Consider the following 18,081-nt stretch of genomic DNA (forward strand, 5'->3'; position numbering starts at 1 on the left):
CGGTTGATTCAACAATACTAGCTCCATTCGTCGTTGGGCCGGTGTGGCCCTTTATCCAAGAGGTGCTGCATGACCCGTTGTGCCGAGGCGCTCGTTCAGTTGCTGGAAGGTTATGGTGTTGAAACCGTCTTCGGCATTCCCGGCGTGCACACCGTCGAGTTGTATCGTGGCCTGCACGGCAGTCGCCTGAAGCACATCAGCCCGCGCCACGAGCAGGGTGCCGGGTTCATGGCCGACGGTTATGCCCGTGCCAGCGGCAAGCCCGGGGTGTGCTTCATCATCAGCGGCCCGGGCATGACCAACATCATCACCGCCATGGGCCAGGCCTATGCCGACTCGGTGCCGATGCTGGTGATCTCCACCTGCAACCGTCGTGAACACCTGCGCCTGGGCCATGGTCATCTGCATGAACTGCCGGACCAGCGCGCGCTGGTCGCCGGGGTCTGCGCTTTCAGCCATACGCTGCAAAACCCGGCGCAATTACCGGAAGTGCTGGCGCGGGCCTTTGCCTTGTTTGGCTGTACCCGGCCGCGTCCGGTGCACATCGAGATTCCGCTGGATGTGCTGGAGATGTCGGCCGACAGCCTGGACCTGCGCCCGCGCTCGTTGCCTACCGCGCCGGCCCCGGCGTCGGAAGCCATCGATGCGGCGATTGCCCTGATCAGCAATGCCAAGCGTCCATTGATCCTGGCCGGTGGTGGGGCGCGCCGGGCGGCGCAAACCCTGACCGCGCTGGCCGAACGTCTGCAGGCCCCGGCGGCGCTGACCACCAATGCCCGCGGCTTGCTGGGCCCCGAACATCCGCTGTTGCTCGACGGCGTGCAGTCGTCAGCCCATGGCCGCGAGCTGTTCGCCGAGGCTGACGTGGTGCTGGCGGTCGGCACTGAGCTGGGAGAAACCGACTATGACTTTTTCGGCCTCGGTCCGTTGGCGTTCAACGCGCCACTGATTCGTCTCGACATTGACCCGCTGCAAGTGCTCGGCGTGCAAAACGCTACGGTCGGGTTGCTGGGCGATGCCGAACAGGGCCTGCGCGCACTGCTGGCGCGACTGCCGCAACGTGAGGCAGACGCTACCTGGGCGAATCAGCGGGTGGCTCGCGTCAATGCCATCGAGCGCGCCGGCTGGAGCGCCAGACAATCACGCATGCAACTGCTGCTCGATACCCTGCGTGATCACTTGCCGCAGCCGCTGATCGTCGGCGATTCGACCCAGCCGGTGTACCAGGGCGCCCTCGGCTACCGGGCGCCAACTCCCAACAGCTGGTTCAACGCTGGCAGTGGCTACGGCACCCTCGGCTACGGTTTGCCCGCCGCCATCGGCGCCAAACTCGCCCAGCCCCTGCGCCCGGTGGTGGCGTTGGTCGGCGACGGTGGCTTGCAGTTTTCCAGTGCCGAACTGATCGCCGCCAAAGAGGCCGGTGTCGGTGTGATCCTGTTGCTGTGGAACAACAGCAGTTACGCGGAAATCCGCGACTACATGAATGCCAAGGCGGTGCCGTTGCTGGGGGTGGACATCCTCACGCCGGACTTCGCCGCCCTCGCGCAAAGCTGCCACGTCAGCCATCACCGGGTAAGCGATCTGCCCGGTTTGCGCGAGCTGCTGGGGCAACTCGGCAATAGCGATGAACCGGTGATGATCGAGGTCGACGCCGCAACGTTTCTGGCGGACTAAAACAACAACAATTTTTCAGGTCCCCGATGCGCCCGGCGCCCGGTGGACCTTTCAATCTCCCTGAACTCAAAGGTGGCTTACATGGCTGAGTCCGATAACTTTTCCTCTACCCATTCCGTGCAGGGGACCTACGCCGACCTGATCCTGGCCAACGGTCGCATCTACACCCAGGACCCGGCCAACCCGTGGGCCGAGGCCGTGGCCATCCGCGACGGCAAGTTGATCGGAGTTGCCAGCCTCGGCCAGATCGAGATGTTCAAGGGCCCGAACACTCGCGTGCATGACCTGCAAGGCGCGTTCTGCATGCCAGGCCTGCACGACATGCACACTCACCCCGACCTCGCCCTGGCGCCGCGCTACGCCGATGACCTCGACGTCGGCATCGAAGACCCGACCCCGGAACAGCTGCGCGAAAGCATTCTCGCCTACGCCGACAGCCATCCCGGCGACGGCTGGATCTACGGCCAATACTGGGTGCGCTACACCTTCCGCGAGGCCGGCCTGACCCCGGGCCGCGAGTGGCTCGACAGCGTCATGCCGGATCGCCCGGTGGCGCTGCTCGACCGTATGTGGGGCACCATGATGGTCAACTCCAAGGCCCTGGCGCTGGCCGGTATCGACCGTCACACGTCCGACCCGCGCAACGGTTATTTCGAGCGTGACGAGCTGACCGGCGAACCCACTGGCCTGATGATCGACGGCGCCTACGCGATGATCCACGCCGCCATGCCACCGACTCCGGTCAGCGTGCTGCGTCGCGCCTATCGCGATGGCGTGCATTTCCAGAGCTCGCGTGGCGTCACCGCGAGCAAGTACGTGCACGTCTGCGAACAGCGTTTGCAGGCCCTCAAGGAACTGGACGACAGCGGCGAACTGACGGTGCGCATCGAAGCGGCGATCAGTTGGCAGGACGATATTTTTCCGGTGCGCCGTCGCTGGGAACTGCTGGCCGGCGAACGTCACTATTACCGCAGCGCGCGTCTGAGCGCCAACGCGGTGAAGTTCCATTTCGACGGTACGGTCGAGCCGAAATCCTCGTACCTGCTGACCCCATGGCCGCAGGAATCGAGCTGGCGCGGCAAGCTCAACCTGACCCCGGAACACATCACCGACATGGTGGTGGACATGGACCGCAAGGGCATCCGCGTGATTGCCCACTGCACCGGCGACGGCGCCTCCGACGTGTTCCTCGATGCCGTGGCCGAGGCCCGTCGTCGCAACGGCTTCAGCGGTGTGCGCCACCAGTGCGCCCACAGCACCTTGCTGCACCCCGGCAACCTGCCGCGCTTCAAGGAACTGAATGTCATCGCCGAATTTTCCCCGGCCGCCTGGTACCCGACACCGTTCGCCAGCGGTGCGCGTTCCGGCTACGGTCAGGAACGCCTCAAGCGCATCTACGATTTCAAAGGCGTCCTCGCCGCCGGTGGCACAGCGGTGATGGGCACCGACTGGCCGGTGGCGTCCATCGACCCATGGCTGGCACTGGAAACCATGATCACTCGGCAGAACCCGTGGAACGACGACCCGGCCTGCTTCGGCGACCCGATCAGCCTCGAGCAGGCGCTGACCGTGATCACCAGCAACGGCGCCGTGGCCATGGGCCTGGAACACAGCACCGGCAGCCTGCAAACGGGCAAGTCGGCGGACCTGATCGTCATCGACCGCGACCTGTTCGCTGCTCCGGCGCGCAACTACATTCACAAGACCCAGGTACTGCTGACCTTCGTTGAAGGGCAACTGGTCTACGACCGCCATTCGACACTGGAAGCCGTCGGCCTCAAGGCCGTGTGGCGGGGCGAACCACCGGTGCTGGAGGGCAAGGCAGAATGACTTCCCCACGCATCGCCGTGACCGTCGTTTCGGGGTTTCTCGGCGCCGGTAAAACCACGCTACTCAACCACATGGTGCGCCGTGCCGAAGGCAGCCGGCTGGCGGTGATCGTCAATGATTTCGGTGAGCTGAACATCGATGCGGCCATCGTTTCCGAAGTCACCGACGCCGTGTACAGCCTGCAAAACGGCTGCATCTGCTGCACCGTGCAGGAGGACCTGCTGGCGCAACTTGGCAGCCTGGCGCAGCTTGATCCAAAGTTGGAGCGCATCGTCATCGAGTGCAGCGGAGTGTCCGATCCGCAGCGCATCGTGCAGACCCTGGCCTATCCGCAGCTGCGCAGCCAGATGCAACTGGATATGGTGATTACCGTGGTCGACGCCACCCGCCATCTGCAACTCGAGGGTGAGTACGCGCGTTTGGCTCGGGCGCAGGTGGCCGCTGCCGACTTGCTGTTGCTGAACAAGACCGATCTGGTCGACGAATCACAGTTGCAGACGTTGCGCGAAGCTTTGGGTGCCCGGACTCGGGTGCATGAAAGCGTGCAGGCCGAATTGCCCGATGCGCTGTGGCTCGACACCGACCTGGACCTTGAGCCTCGGGCGCAGAAACCGCTGACGCGGGTGGCTGATGGTAATCACGGCGAGATGTTCAGCAGCTGGTTGTGGCAGCGCGACGCGGCCCTCGATGTCGAGTGCTTGCGTGGCTGGCTGAAGGCGCTGCCCGGTGATGTCTTCCGGGTCAAGGGCCTGGTGCTGCTGACGCCGGGCAGCACGGCGCACTGGCTGCAACATGTCGGCACCCGCAGTCAGTTTCTGCCGGCGGCGGATGACGCCCAGGCCAGCTCCACGCGCCTGGTGTTCATCGCTCGCCGCGGCTTCGATGGCTGGGAGGCATTGGCGCAAGGGCTGGAAGACTGCATCGTGAAAGAGGGCGTTGGGGCATGACATTGACAGAGCAGCGTTTGCGCGAAGAACTGGCCGCCTGTTATCGCCTGGTTGCGCACTTTCGCATGACCGATTTGATCTTCACCCATATCTCGGTGCGCATTCCGGGGCCGGAGCATCACTTTCTGATCAACCCTTACGGGCTGATGTTCGACGAGATCACTGCGTCCAACCTGGTCAGGATCGACCTCGATGGCCGCGCCGTGGAGCCATCGCCGTACCCGGTGAATCCGGCCGGGTTCGTGATCCACAGTGCCATCCACGGTGCGCGGGAGGATGCGCAATGCGTGCTGCACACCCATACCAGATCCGGGTGTGCGGTGGCGGCGTTGAAGTGCGGGTTGTTGCCGGTGAACCAGATTTCCATGGAGTTTTATGGTCGGGTCGCTTACCACGACTACGAAGGTGTCGCGCTGGACCTGAGCGAGCAAGAGCGCCTGGTGCAGGATATCGGCGACAAGCCGGTGTTGTTGCTGCGCAACCATGGGTTGCTGACTGTCGGCGAGACCGTAGGGCAGGCATTCATGCGCATGTACTACCTGGAAAAGGCCTGTGACATTCAGCTGGCGGCCATGGCGGCGGGAGAGGTCATACTGCCACCGGCTGAGGTGTGCGCGCACACCGAGCGTCAGTTCAATGATCCGGCGCGGGCGCTGGAAGAGGGGGAGCTGGCTGACCCGGATGCCATGCAACTGGCCTGGGCGGCGTTGCTGCGCATGCTTGAGCGGGCGGCTCCGGGGTATCGCGACTAGCCCCAACTCTTGTATTGAACGGGCTGGCCCCTTCGCGAGCAGGCTCGCTCCCACAGTTGATCGGGGGTGTCACAACATCTGCGTACAGGGCAAATCCCCTGTGGGAGCGAGCCTGCTCGCGAAAGCGGCCTGTCAGGCACCACAACCTTTCAGGCTTGCCGCGGTGTATTCAGGTTCATCGACCGCTCCGCCAAAGCCGAAGCGGTCTCTTCATCGATCGGCAATGAAAAACGAAACGTCGCCCCCCGCCCCGGTACATCGATCAACTGAATCTCGCGCCCGTGCAATTGCAGGATGCGATGCACGATCCGCAGCCCCAGCCCGCCATCGCGTCGTGCGCCACCGATGTTGAACGGGCGCAGGAACAGGCCTTCGCGCAATTCCGGAGCAATGCCGGGGCCGGTATCGCTGACTGTGACTTCGATGAATGAGCCTTGCGGGCGCAGGCCCAGTTCGACTTCGCCACCGGACGGGGTATGGCGCAGGGCGTTGTCGAACAGGTTGGTCAGCACCCGCTCGATCAAGCCGAGGTCCGCGCAGGCCGCCGAGGCATTTGGCGCGAACGTGGCCTTGAGTTCGACTTTGCGCGCTTCGGCGGTGAGTTCGAATTTCTGGAAGATGTCCTGGGCCAGGTCGGTCAGGGAAAAGCGTTCCAGCACCGGTTGCACGAAGCCGTGTTCCAGCCGCACCAGCTCCAGCAGCGACTGCGCCAGACCGCCGACCTTGCGGCTTTGGTCCAGCGCGATGCCGAGGTAGCGACGGCGGTCGGCAGGGGACAGCGTGGCGTCCTTGAGCGACAGGGTTTCCAGATAACCATGCAGCGAGGCCAGCGGCGTGCGCAGGTCGTGGGAGATGTTCGCCACCAGTTCGCGGCGTTCCTGATCCTGGCGGGTCAAGGAGCGCCATTGTTCGCCCAGGCGGGCCTGCATCTGCCGGAATGCGGCATCGAGCACGGCGATTTCATCGTGGCTGGCGGCTTTTTCCTGCGTGACGGGCAGGGCCGGTGTGACCGGAACGCCGTCGATGTCGAACTGACTGACCGTTTCGGTCAGGCGGCGCAATGGCCGGGTGATCAAGGCAAACGCCGTGAGGCCGGCAATCAGGCACAGCAGCGCCACCAGTCCGATGGACCACAGTGCCGTGTTGAGCGCCGCACTGGTCGCGCCGCGTTCGGCCAGGCGGTCGTGATCCTCACCAAGCAGTACCACATAGAGATAACCGGCCGGCTTGCCATCAACCTTCAGCTGTGCAGCGCTGAACACCTTGCGCGCATCGACACTGCGCGGGTCGTCGCCGAGAATCGGCAGGGCATCGCCCCGCAGCAGGTGCTGGATCGGCGCCAGGTCGACCCGCTCGCGACGAATCCGGCCCTCGGGCGCGGCGCTGCCGACAATCTTGCCTTGGGTATCGAGCAGGTACACCTCGACACTCGGGTTGACCTGCATCAGTTTGCTGAACAGATCGCGCACGGCATTGGGCATCAGGCCCTGGGTGTCCATCAGCACCGTGTCGCGGGCGATGTGCTGCGCCAGGTCCCGGGACAAGCCTTGCACCACTTCCTGCTCATGCATCTGGTTGGAACGCACCTGCATCCACGCCGACGTGCCGCAGCACACCAGCAGCAGCACGGCGAACACCAGGGACAGGCGTTGCGTCAGGGTCAGCCTCATGGCTGCGACTCCTCACCGGTGGCGAATTTGTAGCCGCGGCCCCAGACCGTGAGGATGCGCACCGGTTGCGCCGGATCGGCCTCGATCTTGGCGCGCAGGCGGTTGATATGGGTGTTGACCGTGTGCTCGTAGCCTTCGTGGCTGTAGCCCCACACGGCATTGAGCAGGTCCATGCGCGAGAACACCTTGCCGGGCTGTCGGGCGAAAAAGTACAGCAAATCGAACTCCCGGGGCGTGAGGTCCAGGCGACGTCCGTCGAGGGACACTTCGCGGGTGATCGGGTCGATGGCCAGGCCATCGGTGAGCAGGCTGCCGGCATCCATCTTCAGGTTGCGCGCCATGGCATCGACCCGGCGCAGCAGCGCCTTGACCCTGGCCACCAGCTCCAGCATGGAGAAGGGCTTGGCCAGGTAGTCGTCGGCACCCAGTTCGAGGCCGAGAATCCGGTGCACTTCGCTGGAGCGCGCACTGGTGATGATGATCGGCGTGTAGCGCGCCATGGCGCGGGCGCGGCGGCAGATTTCCAGGCCGTCGACACCGGGCAGCATCAGGTCGAGGATCAGTGCATCCCAGTTGCCTTGCTGCAGCAGGCGCATGCCTTCATCGCCATCGGCGCTGTGCACCACCTCGAACTGCTCGTCACGCAGGTGCAGGCAGATCAGGTCGGCGATGTGCAGGTCGTCCTCGACCACGAGGACTCGTTTGGTCTGTTCCATCCACTTCAATCCTTCGGCGCATTGTGCGTATTGCCAATACTGTAGGAGCGAGCCCTGCTCGCGATGGAGGCCAACGATAACGCGGGACACCTGACACCCCGTGGCGCCCTCAGGTTCTTCGCGAGCAGGCTCGCTCCTACAGTGGCACAGGCATTGTGCGGGTTTTTCGGCGCCCGAGTTATCACGAATTGTTTAACTTCCCGTGAGGATTTGGCGATCACCCAAAGCCTAGGCTGTGCTCCATGAAACACCCCTGGATTTTTTGGAGGCGAGCATGTTTTCACGACGGCAATTTCTTGTAGCGAGCGGCGGGCTGGGGGTTGCAGCCGTGGCGATCGGCCTGTTGCCGAAGTTTTCCACAGGCTCGGCCTTGATCAGTGAAGTCAGCGCAGCGGAGGCATTCGAAGTGACCCACAGCGACAGTGAATGGCACGCGATCCTGAGCGACGAGCAGTACGAAATCCTTCGTGAAGAAGGCACCGAGCGGGCCTACAGCAGCCCGCTGAACAACGAGCACCGCGATGGCACCTTCGCCTGCGCCGGTTGCGACCTGCCGTTGTTTTCCTCGGCGACCAAGTTCGACAGCCGCACCGGCTGGCCGAGTTTCTGGGCACCGCTGGACAAGGCCGTGGCCACCCGCCAGGACCGTACGTTCGGCATGGTCCGCGAAGAGGTCCACTGCCGGCGTTGCGGCGGGCATCTGGGGCATGTCTTCGATGACGGCCCGAAACCCACCGGCCTGCGTTACTGCATGAATGGCCTGGCGATGAAATTCGTGCCGAAGACGGTGTGATTCCCTTTCACTCACTTTTTGCAGGTAATCGCCATGTGGCTGCTGGTCCTCGCTTATCTCGGTGGTGTGCTGACGATTGTCAGCCCGTGCATTCTGCCGGTGTTGCCGTTTGTCTTCGCCCGCACCGGGCAACCCTTCGTCAAAAGCGGATTGCCGCTGCTGACAGGGATGGCACTGACCTTTGCGCTGGTCGCCACATTGGCGGCGGTGGGCGGTGGTTGGGTGGTGCAGCTCAATCAGTACGGGCGCTGGCTGGCGCTGGTGTTCGTCGCGCTGTTCGGTGTGACGCTGTTGCTGCCGCAATTGGCCGAACGGCTGACCCGACCGTTAGTGGCAGCAGGCAGCCGTTTGTCGGAGTCCGCGGGCGCCGATGCGCGGCCACGTCCCGCGGCTTCGTTGCTGATCGGTGTGGCCACCGGCCTGCTGTGGGCGCCGTGCGCGGGGCCGATCCTCGGCCTGTTGCTGACCGGCGCGGCGCTGCAAGGGGCGAGCATTCAAACCACCTTTTTGCTGCTGGCGTACGCCGCAGGTGCAGCCACCTCCCTCGCGCTGGCGTTGCTGTTGGGCGGCAAAGTCTTCACGGCAATGAAACGCTCGATTGGCGCGGGCGAATGGCTGCGTCGCGGACTCGGCGCGGCGATGCTGGCCGGTGTCGCGGCGATTGCCCTGGGGCTGGACACAGGGGTTCTGGCGCGGTTTTCCACGGCGTCGACCGGTGGTATCGAGCAAGCGCTGGTGGAAAAACTGAGCGGCAAGTCACCGCGTAGCAGCGAGGCGATGAAGGCGCAAAACCCGGCCGCCGAAGGGGCGATGCCGGTGGCAGACAAGACCCCGGGCACCTTGCCGGTCGAAGGCAATCTGCCGTCGCTGGAGGGCGCCGTGCAATGGCTCAACTCGCCACCCCTCGATGCCCAGGCATTGAAAGGCAAGGTGGTGCTGGTGGATTTCTGGACCTACTCCTGCATCAACTGCCTGCGCTCGTTGCCCTATGTGAAAGCCTGGGCCGAGAAGTATCGCGATCAGGGGCTGGTGGTGATCGGCGTGCATGCGCCGGAGTTTGCCTTCGAGCGTGACGTCAACAACGTCACCAAAGCCATGAAGGATCTGGGCATCAACTACCCGGTGGCCATCGATAACGAGTACAGGATCTGGCGCGCCTTCAACAACGAATACTGGCCGGCGCATTACTTTGCCGACGCCCAGGGACGCATCCGTTATCACCACTTCGGCGAAGGCGAGTACGCCGAGTCGGAACGGGTCATCCAGCAATTGCTGCGCGAAGCAGGTGCGGCCAATGTCGCGGACGGGCTGATCAGTGCCAAGGCCGACGGTGTGCAAATGGCCCCGGACAACAACGAAGTGCAATCACCGGAAACCTACGTCGGCTATCAGCGTGCGGAGCATTTCGTGCCGGAAACCGCGCTGGCGCCGGACAAGGTCGCGGCCTACAACCCACCGGCGCAACTGGCCCTCAACGACTGGAGTTTGGCTGGCCAATGGCATGTCGGCCCGGAGCGGGCCACGGCCAGCGCAGCGGCCAGCCGCATCGTCTATCGCTTCCACGCGCGTGACTTGCATCTGGTGCTTGGCCCCGGCGCCGATGGCAAACCGGTGCGCTTCAACGTGCTGATCGACGGCAAGGCGCCGGGCGAAGACCACGGCATGGACGTGGCACCCGACGGCAGCGGCACCGTGACGGACCAGCGCTTGTATCAACTGGTGCGGCAGAGCGGCGGCGTGACCGATCGGACCTTCAGCATCGAGTTTCTTGATCCGGGTGCGTCGGCGTACGCCTTCACCTTCGGCTGATCACTGTTCAACGCTTCAGGAGTTTGCCCCATGAAAACCCTCTTCACCTGGCGCCGTACCCTGTTGGGGCTGGCGGCTGCCGGCATCATCAGCCAATGCTCGGCCTTCTCTTTCGGTGGTGCCGAACAGGCGGTCATCATTCCACCGCCGGCCCTCGACGAAACCACCCAGGCCCGCAGCGAAACCGCCGTGTTCGCCGGCGGCTGCTTCTGGGGCGTCCAGGGGGTGTTCCAGCATGTCAAAGGTGTGAAAAACGCTGTCTCCGGCTATGCGGGCGGGGCGGCCAATACCGCGCAATACGAGCGCGTCAGCGGCGGCAATACCGGCCATGCGGAGTCGGTCGAAGTCACGTTCGATCCCGGCCAGGTCAGCTACGGCACCTTGCTGCAAATCTACTTTTCCGTGGCGCACAACCCCACCGAACTCAACCGCCAGGGACCGGACAGCGGCACCCAGTATCGCTCGGCGATCTTTACCAAAAGCACTGAGCAGCAGCGGGTCGCACAGGCCTACATCACTCAGCTCGACGCCGCTCATGTCTTCAACAAGCCGATCGTCACCAAGCTCGAATCCTTCAACGGTTTCTACCCGGCGGAGGAAGAACATCAGGACTTCCTGACCGAACACCCGACCTATCCGTACATCGTGATCAACGATTTGCCGAAGGTCGCGCAGTTGAAACAGCTGTACCCGAATCGCTATCAGGAGCAACCGGTGCTGGTGAAGGCGGGGATGTAAATGGCGATCAGATACTGCATGGCCTATTCGGCCGACGGGTGCTTGCCCCACATCTGCATGGCGAATTCGACGAAACGGCGCAACTTCGGCAAGCGGTGGCGATCCTGGGCGTAGACCAGGTGCATCGGCCGACTGGGCGGGCAGTGATCGGGCATCAAGGCCACCAGCTTTCCGTCCTTGAGGTCTTGCTCGACCAAGGCGTCGGGCATCATCACGATGCCCATGCCGGTCCGCGCCGCCTGATGCAAACCGGCCGAACTGTTGATCAGCATCGGCCCGCTGACCCCCACGCTGACTTCGCCATCGGGGCCGGCCAGGCGCCATTCCTTTTGCACCGATTGCCAGTCATCGCCGGCCGGATAGGCAAAGGACAGGCAGTCGTGCTGTCGCAGGTCTTCAGGTGTTTGCGGAGTGCCCCGACGGGCCAGGTATTGCGGTGATGCGCACATGGTCAGGGTGTAGTCGATCAGCGGGCGGGCGATCAGGTTGGAAGGCTCCAGCGCGCCGAGGCGAAACGCCACGTCCAGACCGTTTTCCAGCAGATCCGGGCGGCGGTTGGTCAGTACCACGTCGAGTTTCACCCGCGGGTTCTGCAGGCTGAACTCACTCAGTGCCGGTGCCAGGCGCTCGGTACCGAAGGTCAAGGGGGCGGTGATGCGCAAGGTGCCGCTCGGTTCGTCGAGCGCCTGTTCGGCCAGGCGCTCGGAATCGGCCACCAGCCCCAACACTTCCAGGCAACGCTGGTAATACGCGGCGCCGAACTCGGTCAGCCGCTGGCGCCGCGTCGTGCGGTTGAGCAGGCGCACACCCAGCCGTTGCTCCAGGGCCTTGAGGTGGTTGCCGACCATGGTCGTGGACATTTCGCACTGCAAAGCGGCGGCGGTCATGCTGCCGGTCTCCACCACTTTGACGTAAACGTTCATTGCCTGGAATAAATCCATTATCAAGCTCTGCTTTTAAATGATTGAAGTTTTGCGGTGTTTATCCAGTTCTGGTGGCTAACCATACTGCAAAAACACCGACCCTTGCTGGAGCTTGATGTCATGACCGCCGCCTGCCTGATGAGCACTTACCAACCCCTGGCCTTGAGTTTCAACAAGGGCCTGGGCACTCGCCTGTGGGATCAGGCCGGTCGCGAATACCTGGATGCGGTCGCCGGTGTGGCGGTGACCAACGTCGGCCACTCCCATCCGAAAATCGTTGCCGCGATTACCGAGCAGGCCGGGCTGCTGCTGCACACCTCGAACCTCTACAGCATCGACTGGCAACAACGGCTGGCGCAGCAACTGACCCGGCTGGCGGGCATGGACCGAGCGTTTTTCAACAACTCCGGGGCCGAAGCCAATGAAACCGCACTGAAAATCGCCCGGTTGCATGGCTGGCACAAAGGCATCGAGCAGCCGCTGGTGGTGGTCATGGAGAACGCATTCCACGGCCGCACCCTCGGCACATTGTCTGCCAGCGATGGCCCGGCGGTACGCCTGGGGTTCAACAAGCTGCCGGGGGATTTCGTCAAAGTGCCGTTCGGCGACCTCGATGCGCTGGACAAGGTGCAACAGGCCTATGGCTCGCGGATCGTGGCGGTGCTGATGGAGCCGATCCAGGGCGAAAGCGGCGTGCAACTGGCGCCAGCGGGCTATCTCAGCGCCGTGCGCGAATTGTGCAACCGGCGCTCGTGGCTGTTGATGCTCGATGAAATCCAGACCGGTATCGGCCGCACCGGCCAGTGGTTCGCGTTCCAGCACGAAGGCATCGTCCCGGACGTCATGACCCTGGCCAAAGGCTTGGGCAACGGCGTGCCCATCGGTGCTTGCCTGGCCCGTGGCAAGGCGGCCGAACTGTTTACGCCGGGCAGTCACGGCAGCACCTTCGGTGGTAATCCGCTGGCTTGCCGGGTCGGTTGCACGGTGCTGGAGATCGTTGAAGAACAAGGGCTGCTGGAAAACGCCCGGCGTCAGGGCGAGCGCCTGCTCGACAGATTGCGCACAGAGTTGGCGGGTAACCCGAATGTCATGGCGATTCGTGGTCAGGGGCTAATGATTGGTATCGAGCTCAAGCAACCGATCCGTGACCTGAGTTTGATCGCGGCACGGGATCATGGCTTGCTGATCAATGTCACGCGGGGGAAGACCATTCGCCTGCTGCCGCCGCTGACCATTGATGAGCGGGAGGTGGAGATGATTGTCAGGGGGGTGGGGCGGGTAGTGAAAGCGGGCTGAGGCTCGGTTCAGTAATGGTATCTGCACATCACGACACGTATTTCTCCGTCTTCAATGGCGTAGACCAGTCGATGCTCAGCCGTAATCCGGCGTGACCAGAACCCGCTCAAGTTATGCTTGAGCGGTTCGGGTTTTCCAAGGCCGTCGAAAGGCTCACGTTGGATAGCCTTGATCAACAGGTTGATACGTTTGAGCCCTGCCTTGTCGTTCTGCTGGAACCAGAGGTAATCATCCCAGGCTTCAGGGGTGAACTCGATATTCATTCTTCAATCAGTTGCCTGGCTTTGGTTTTGCCGGCTCGCAGGTTACCGATTGATTTGATCAAGCGCTCAGCGTTGGCTGGGGAACGGAGCAGATAGGCGGTCTCTTCGAGAGCGTTGTATTCGGCCAATGACATCATCACTACCGGCTCGCCTTTCTGACGAGTTACCAGTAGCGGGGCGCGATCTTCATTCACCCGGTCCATGGTTTGCGCCAGATGTGCCCGAGCGTTGGTGTAGTTGATGGTTTCCATGTGTTTGTCCTCGCTTGATGCAGAGAACGTACAGAAATGAGTACATGTTAGCAAGGCGATACCTACGAGTGGTTGTTACGTAGAAGTGCATCCACATTTGTATCAAGTATCGCTGAATGTTCCTCAGGACGTTTCCGAGACAGGTGTAATCCCATTCTGAGCTACATGCCATCCAACAGGCTTGTGTCCGACCACAGCTCCGAATGCTTACGAGTGACGAACCAGTGCGGTGATTTTCTCCCGATCTTCCAGCCGGATTTTCGCACCGCAAAACCCCTTGAATAGTTGCTGATGCGCCGCAAACCCACTGGACTCCTGCCGTTGGCGATAGCTGCCCGCCCATTCCAGCAAGGCGATCAGCAACAGGTCCTGTTCATCGCGTCCGGCCTCGCGTTGTCGAATGTTGGCCACGCATTCTTCGTCCCTGACACTCAGCCAGATCAGCGCCGTGGCCCGGTGGAGGATTTCGCTGATGATCCAGCCGTAGACTCCTTCGATCACCCAGCGCTCTTCACTTGCCACGCGGCGTGCCATTCCCAGTGCTTCGTTTCGGGGGCGAGGGATGCTGTGTTCGTCGGACAGCCAGTGAATCTGGTCGAGGTCGGTCCAGGGGGTGTGTAGTTGCTCGGCCAGCCGCTGTGCCAGCCAGCTCTTGCCGGAGCCGGAGTTGCCGATGATCAGGGTTCGGGTGAGGTCCATGGGCGACACCGTTCAAATGTGGGAGCAACTGTTTGCAAGTTGACCTGATATTACTGCTGCTCCCGATCCAGTTGTGGGAGCGAGCCTGCTCGCGAAGGCGGCCTGACTGGGTACATATCCATTTTTTGGGTAACGGCGACTGATGGTTTCGCCCTTACGGCGACTCACTTTTTTAACAAGCGCCTTAAAAAAGTAAGCAAAAAAGCGCTCGCCCCGAACGTCCGGCCCCTCGCCAGGGCTCGGGGTTCCTTCGCTCCGGTATTCATCCGGGGGCATTGCCCTCCGGTCGGCTTCGCGCGACCTACATGCAATGGGTTTGACTGCGTCGAACGGCGCTGCGCGCCATTCCCCGGATGAACACCTCCACTCAGCCTGCCGAAGGGGCGGGTGGATCAAGATCAAGAGCGGCAGGCGAGCTAACGCTCGGCCTTGTAGGAGCGAGCTTGCTCGCGATGGACGTCAACGATGACGCGGGCTGTCTGAATGCCCGCGGTGTCCCGACGTTTTTCGCGAGCAGGCTCGCTCCTACAGTTTTTCGTGGTGTCTTCTCTACCTCAATCATCGCCTTGCGGCGCAAGCATCCGGGTTTTCGGTGAGCCGTTCGAGTTGTGCTGGTAGATCGTCTGCGGCTGCCCTTTTTCATTGAAAAACACCTGGCCGATCCCCGCCGAGTTCCATAGTCGTTCACCGGCTTCGGCGTGTTCCGGGACGTGCGGGACGATACGCATGCGTCGGCGTTTGGTCAGCCAGTTCAGCGGTGAGCGTGGTGAGTACAGCCAGCGGTTGAGACGGTCGAACCATTCGAGCAGGGTGGCCGGGAATTCATTCTTGATGCCGCTGCTGGTGATCTGCCAGATGCGCGGCCCGGCCTTGCGGTGGCGGATCAGTACTTCGTAGACGAAGGAGTAGTGCACGTCGCCCGACAGCACTACGTAGTTACCCGGCGTGCGCGAGTGGCGGAAAATGTTCAGGATCACCTGGGCCGCGCCGCGATGGGCCATCCAGTTTTCCGCGTCCACCAGCAGTGGATAACCGCACCAGCTGAATACCCGCTGCACGGTTTCGATCAGTTTGACGCCGAAGATCGGTGCTGGCGAAACGATGATTGCGCTCGGGTGGTCCAGCAGGTCCTGTTGCAGTTCGCTGAGGGCTTCCCAGTCGAGCAGGCCGGAAGGCTGCTTGAGGTTCATCTCGCTGCGCCAGCGCCGGGTGCGGGTGTCGATCACCACCATGGCCGGGGTGGTCGGCAGAACGTAATGCCAGTGCTGAAACTTCAGCAGATCATCGATCAGATCATCCTGGACCCTGCTGTCGAGGTGACGCTCGTGTGCACCGGTGCTCAACGCACCGGCCTTTTCCAGTACGGCCCCGAACGCATCCGGATTGTTGCCCCAGCCCTGGCACAGCATGTACGCCAGCAGCGCATTGCCGATGATGCGTCGGGAGAACGGGTGGCCGTAGGCCGTTTCCTCCCATTGCGCGGAAAGGTTCCAGTCGTCGGTGATGTCGTGGTCGTCGAAGATCATCAGTGTCGGCAGATGCGCCAGGGCCCGAGCGACGTTGCCCAGGCCGGCCTTGAAGGCATCGATGCGCGTCTGTTCCAGGGTGTAGCGCTTGAGTCGTTCTGGTGTCAGTGTCGGTGCCCGAGGTGTGATCAGGGTCCAGGGCGTTGGCGACCAGACCAGCAAATACATGGCCATGACTTCGGCGAAGGTCACCAAGTGATTGTCGGCGCTGCTGCTGGTGAAAATCGGCTTGCGCACCCCGCCGAAGAAGCGATCACGCAGGGTTTCGTTGCTTTTCAGCGCAGGAAGCAAATCGGCGCGGTGGTAGTAACTCGCGGCGTGGCCATACAACTCGGCGCTGTCGCTGACCACGGCACCTTTCAGATGTTCGCCGAACAACCCCAACCGCTCGATCAAGGCGTGAATCGCCCGCAACATCGGCCCCGCGACATCATCGGCGTAGACCTGATCGCCGGTCATCATCAGCAGTGCCGGGCGGTCCCTGGCGGCGTGTTCCTGCGCCAGCAACCGGTCGACGCACAGCAGGCCGTCCGCCGCCGGGTGATGAGGCTTGCGGCAAGAGCCGTGCAGTAACTGATCGACCTGTGCGCGCAGCACGAAGTTCGGGCAACGGGCATCGCCATACAGCAGGTGTGGCGCCCAGTCGGCGATGCCTTGTTCAGCGCCATCGATCAGCAGGTCGTAGTCGATCGACTCATCCCAGGGCAGGGCGCAATCGAGGTGCACATCGATCAAATGCACAAAAGCATGAGCCCCCATTGCAATCACCGTGCATTGCCCGGCATCGAGACGGATATCGCCGACACCCTGCAAGCGCAAGGTCAGCGCCAGCGCCCGGGAGCCCACCAGCCACAGCACCAGCCGCGTGGGCTCAAGACGTCGCAGCAGCGGGCCGGCCAGGACCGGCGGCAGGGTTTGGTGATCGTCGGGCAGTGGCGGTTTTTCGGACATCCGGGGGCAAGGCTCTTGGGGCATCGGGGCGGGCGATGATAGCGCAGGTGGCGACGGGACAACCCGTCAGCACCGGCCGCCACCGCAAACAAAAAATGACAAGACCCCCGGCCAGCAAGGAGGGAGCTGCCCGGCCTGTCACCAAATGAAAAGCCATTGTCGTCTGATGAGAAGCGTCTCAAAGGGCCTCGTCCTACAGTCCAATCAGCGCAATTCGATGCAACACGCCCATATTGCAGATTGGAGAATAAGAAAAATGGCAAAAGCCGTACGCTTTTACGAAACCGGTGGTCCCGAAGTTCTACGTTATGAGGACGTCGAAGTCGGCGAACCCGGTCCAGGTCAGGTTCGGCTTCGTCATGTGGCCGTCGGCCTGAACTATGCCGACACCTATTTTCGTAACGGTACCTATCCGATTCCTATGCCCAACGGCATGGGCGTCGAGGCTTCTGGCGTAGTCCAGGCCGTTGGTGAAGGGGTCACCAACGTCGAAGTCGGCGATCGCGTCACCTACACCGGTTTTCTCAACACCCTCGGCGCCTACAGCACCGAGCGCCTGATCGCGGCCGCGCCGCTGATCAAGCTGCCGGAAACCATCAGCTTCGAGACGGCAGCCGCGATGACCATGCGCGGTTTGACCTCCTCGTACCTGATGCGCCGCATCTACGACTTCAAGGCTGGCGACACCATCCTGCTGCACGCCGCTGCCGGTGGTGTCGGCCTGATCGTTTCGCAGTGGGCCAAATTGCTGGGCCTGAACGTGATCGGCACGGTGTCGACCGAGCAGAAGGCCGAAATCGCCCGGGCTCACGGTTGCGACCATACAATCAATTACAGCCATGAAGACGTCGCCGCCCGCGTTCGCGAACTGACCGACGGTGTGGGCGTCAACGTGGTGTTCGACAGCGTTGGCAAGAACACCTTCATGGGTTCGCTGGATTCGTTGAAACCCCGTGGCCTGATGGTCTGCGTGGGTACCGCATCCGGACCGATCCCGGCGTTCGACCCGGTGATGCTGGCGATGAAAGGTTCGCTGTACCTGACCCGCCCGGCCCTGGCCAACTACATCGCCGACCCGGCGGAAAAAGCCGCGCTGGCCGGTGAGTTGTTCGACCACGTCGGCAGCGGCCGGATCAAGATCGAGATCAACCAGCACTACGCGTTGCAGGACGCCGTGCAGGCCCATCGCGACCTTGAGTCACGCAAGACCACAGGCTCGTCGATTTTCGTCATTTAAGGAGCG

The 18,081-nt window shown here is 62.6% G+C and carries 16 protein-coding genes and 1 pseudogene; 10 read left to right on the forward strand and 7 right to left on the reverse strand.

All coding sequences use genetic code 11. From position 1 onward, the window contains the following. Positions 1-69: 69 nt before the first annotated feature. From ACEN8E_RS04125 to ACEN8E_RS04140, 4 genes are all read left to right on the forward strand, one after another. Entirely contained in the window at positions 70-1,674 is a 1,605-nt protein-coding gene (locus ACEN8E_RS04125) for a 5-guanidino-2-oxopentanoate decarboxylase (protein ID WP_495591542.1), read from the forward strand. An 81-nt stretch (positions 1,675-1,755) separates the two neighbouring features. Next, positions 1,756-3,504 carry an amidohydrolase gene (locus ACEN8E_RS04130; protein WP_495591543.1) on the forward strand — a complete coding sequence of 583 codons (1,749 nt, stop codon included), beginning with the start codon at positions 1,756-1,758 and terminating at the stop codon, positions 3,502-3,504. Next, on the forward strand, positions 3,501-4,451 hold the full coding sequence (locus ACEN8E_RS04135) for a CobW family GTP-binding protein (protein ID WP_495591544.1): 951 nt from the start codon (positions 3,501-3,503) through the stop codon (positions 4,449-4,451). Before ACEN8E_RS04130 ends, ACEN8E_RS04135 begins: the two co-directional genes overlap by 4 nt. After that, the gene (locus ACEN8E_RS04140) at positions 4,448-5,203 is read left to right on the forward strand and encodes a class II aldolase/adducin family protein (protein WP_495591545.1); all 756 of its coding nucleotides are present in this window, start codon (positions 4,448-4,450) and stop codon (positions 5,201-5,203) included. Before ACEN8E_RS04135 ends, ACEN8E_RS04140 begins: the two co-directional genes overlap by 4 nt. A gap of 149 nt (positions 5,204-5,352) precedes the next feature. Here the strand turns inward: ACEN8E_RS04140 and ACEN8E_RS04145 are convergent, their stop codons facing one another. Beyond that, the gene (locus ACEN8E_RS04145; RefSeq protein ID WP_495591546.1) at positions 5,353-6,873 is read right to left on the reverse strand and encodes a sensor histidine kinase; all 1,521 of its coding nucleotides are present in this window, start codon (positions 6,871-6,873) and stop codon (positions 5,353-5,355) included. Further along, complete coding sequence (locus ACEN8E_RS04150; protein ID WP_413420947.1) at positions 6,870-7,589, reverse strand: response regulator transcription factor; 720 nt, start codon at positions 7,587-7,589, stop codon at positions 6,870-6,872. Before ACEN8E_RS04150 ends, ACEN8E_RS04145 begins: the two co-directional genes overlap by 4 nt. Positions 7,590-7,652: 63 nt before the next feature. On the opposite strand from ACEN8E_RS04150, the pseudogene ACEN8E_RS04155 reads away from it, so the two are divergent. The 4 genes and pseudogenes from ACEN8E_RS04155 to msrA all read left to right on the forward strand — a co-directional run. After that, a pseudogene (locus ACEN8E_RS04155) lies at positions 7,653-7,760 on the forward strand (outer membrane lipoprotein carrier protein LolA); the annotation flags it as partial. A gap of 103 nt (positions 7,761-7,863) precedes the next feature. Then, positions 7,864-8,382, forward strand: a complete 519-nt coding sequence (gene msrB, locus ACEN8E_RS04160; protein WP_495591547.1) for a peptide-methionine (R)-S-oxide reductase MsrB — start codon at positions 7,864-7,866, stop codon at positions 8,380-8,382. A gap of 33 nt (positions 8,383-8,415) precedes the next feature. Then, positions 8,416-10,191 carry a cytochrome c biogenesis protein DipZ gene (locus ACEN8E_RS04165; RefSeq protein WP_495591548.1) on the forward strand — a complete coding sequence of 592 codons (1,776 nt, stop codon included), beginning with the start codon at positions 8,416-8,418 and terminating at the stop codon, positions 10,189-10,191. A 30-nt stretch (positions 10,192-10,221) separates the two neighbouring features. Continuing rightward, positions 10,222-10,929: a peptide-methionine (S)-S-oxide reductase MsrA gene (msrA, locus tag ACEN8E_RS04170; protein ID WP_495591549.1), complete on the forward strand. Its 708-nt coding sequence runs from the start codon at positions 10,222-10,224 to the stop codon at positions 10,927-10,929. Between the two features lie 23 nt (positions 10,930-10,952). Here the strand turns inward: msrA and ACEN8E_RS04175 are convergent, their stop codons facing one another. Then, positions 10,953-11,870 carry a LysR family transcriptional regulator gene (locus tag ACEN8E_RS04175; protein ID WP_495591550.1) on the reverse strand — a complete coding sequence of 306 codons (918 nt, stop codon included), beginning with the start codon at positions 11,868-11,870 and terminating at the stop codon, positions 10,953-10,955. A gap of 102 nt (positions 11,871-11,972) precedes the next feature. On the opposite strand from ACEN8E_RS04175, the gene ACEN8E_RS04180 reads away from it, so the two are divergent. Then, entirely contained in the window at positions 11,973-13,148 is a 1,176-nt protein-coding gene (locus ACEN8E_RS04180; protein ID WP_495591551.1) for an aspartate aminotransferase family protein, read from the forward strand. Positions 13,149-13,156: 8 nt separating this feature from the next. On the opposite strand, the gene ACEN8E_RS04185 is transcribed toward ACEN8E_RS04180, so the two are convergent. The 4 genes from ACEN8E_RS04185 to ACEN8E_RS04200 form a co-directional block, all read right to left on the reverse strand. Next, the gene (locus tag ACEN8E_RS04185) at positions 13,157-13,411 is read right to left on the reverse strand and encodes a Txe/YoeB family addiction module toxin (RefSeq protein ID WP_495591552.1); all 255 of its coding nucleotides are present in this window, start codon (positions 13,409-13,411) and stop codon (positions 13,157-13,159) included. Next, entirely contained in the window at positions 13,408-13,662 is a 255-nt protein-coding gene (locus ACEN8E_RS04190; RefSeq protein WP_057716335.1) for a type II toxin-antitoxin system prevent-host-death family antitoxin, read from the reverse strand. The genes ACEN8E_RS04185 and ACEN8E_RS04190 overlap by 4 nt, the downstream gene beginning before the upstream one ends. A gap of 207 nt (positions 13,663-13,869) precedes the next feature. Beyond that, positions 13,870-14,361 (reverse strand): P-loop NTPase family protein, encoded by a 492-nt coding sequence (locus tag ACEN8E_RS04195; protein ID WP_495591553.1) that lies wholly within the window; start codon positions 14,359-14,361, stop codon positions 13,870-13,872. 554 nt (positions 14,362-14,915) lie between these two features. Then, positions 14,916-16,838: an alkaline phosphatase D family protein gene (locus ACEN8E_RS04200; RefSeq protein WP_495591554.1), complete on the reverse strand. Its 1,923-nt coding sequence runs from the start codon at positions 16,836-16,838 to the stop codon at positions 14,916-14,918. A 256-nt stretch (positions 16,839-17,094) separates the two neighbouring features. Here ACEN8E_RS04200 and ACEN8E_RS04205 point away from each other — a divergent pair, with 256 nt between their 5' ends. After that, positions 17,095-18,075 (forward strand): quinone oxidoreductase family protein, encoded by a 981-nt coding sequence (locus ACEN8E_RS04205; RefSeq protein WP_495591555.1) that lies wholly within the window; start codon positions 17,095-17,097, stop codon positions 18,073-18,075. Positions 18,076-18,081: the final 6 nt, after the last annotated feature.

Source organism: Pseudomonas sp. Pseusp9 (assembly GCF_059491265.1).

Bases quoted from the DNA above. Each gene is read 5' to 3' on its own strand.
- ACEN8E_RS04145 (WP_495591546.1), bottom strand. From the start codon at position 6,873: ATGAGGCTGACCCTGACGCAACGCCTGTCCCTGGTGTTCGCCGTGCTG.
- ACEN8E_RS04185 (WP_495591552.1), bottom strand. From the start codon at position 13,411: ATGAATATCGAGTTCACCCCTGAAGCCTGGGATGATTACCTCTGGTTC.
- ACEN8E_RS04200 (WP_495591554.1), bottom strand. From the start codon at position 16,838: ATGTCCGAAAAACCGCCACTGCCCGACGATCACCAAACCCTGCCGCCG.
- ACEN8E_RS04135 (WP_495591544.1), top strand. From the start codon at position 3,501: ATGACTTCCCCACGCATCGCCGTGACCGTCGTTTCGGGGTTTCTCGGC.
- ACEN8E_RS04165 (WP_495591548.1), top strand. From the start codon at position 8,416: ATGTGGCTGCTGGTCCTCGCTTATCTCGGTGGTGTGCTGACGATTGTC.
- ACEN8E_RS04175 (WP_495591550.1), bottom strand. From the start codon at position 11,870: ATGGATTTATTCCAGGCAATGAACGTTTACGTCAAAGTGGTGGAGACC.
- ACEN8E_RS04130 (WP_495591543.1), top strand. From the start codon at position 1,756: ATGGCTGAGTCCGATAACTTTTCCTCTACCCATTCCGTGCAGGGGACC.
- ACEN8E_RS04195 (WP_495591553.1), bottom strand. From the start codon at position 14,361: ATGGACCTCACCCGAACCCTGATCATCGGCAACTCCGGCTCCGGCAAG.
- ACEN8E_RS04205 (WP_495591555.1), top strand. From the start codon at position 17,095: ATGGCAAAAGCCGTACGCTTTTACGAAACCGGTGGTCCCGAAGTTCTA.
- ACEN8E_RS04180 (WP_495591551.1), top strand. From the start codon at position 11,973: ATGACCGCCGCCTGCCTGATGAGCACTTACCAACCCCTGGCCTTGAGT.
- ACEN8E_RS04125 (WP_495591542.1), top strand. From the start codon at position 70: ATGACCCGTTGTGCCGAGGCGCTCGTTCAGTTGCTGGAAGGTTATGGT.
- msrB (WP_495591547.1), top strand. From the start codon at position 7,864: ATGTTTTCACGACGGCAATTTCTTGTAGCGAGCGGCGGGCTGGGGGTT.
- msrA (WP_495591549.1), top strand. From the start codon at position 10,222: ATGAAAACCCTCTTCACCTGGCGCCGTACCCTGTTGGGGCTGGCGGCT.
- ACEN8E_RS04140 (WP_495591545.1), top strand. From the start codon at position 4,448: ATGACATTGACAGAGCAGCGTTTGCGCGAAGAACTGGCCGCCTGTTAT.
- ACEN8E_RS04150 (WP_413420947.1), bottom strand. From the start codon at position 7,589: ATGGAACAGACCAAACGAGTCCTCGTGGTCGAGGACGACCTGCACATC.
- ACEN8E_RS04190 (WP_057716335.1), bottom strand. From the start codon at position 13,662: ATGGAAACCATCAACTACACCAACGCTCGGGCACATCTGGCGCAAACC.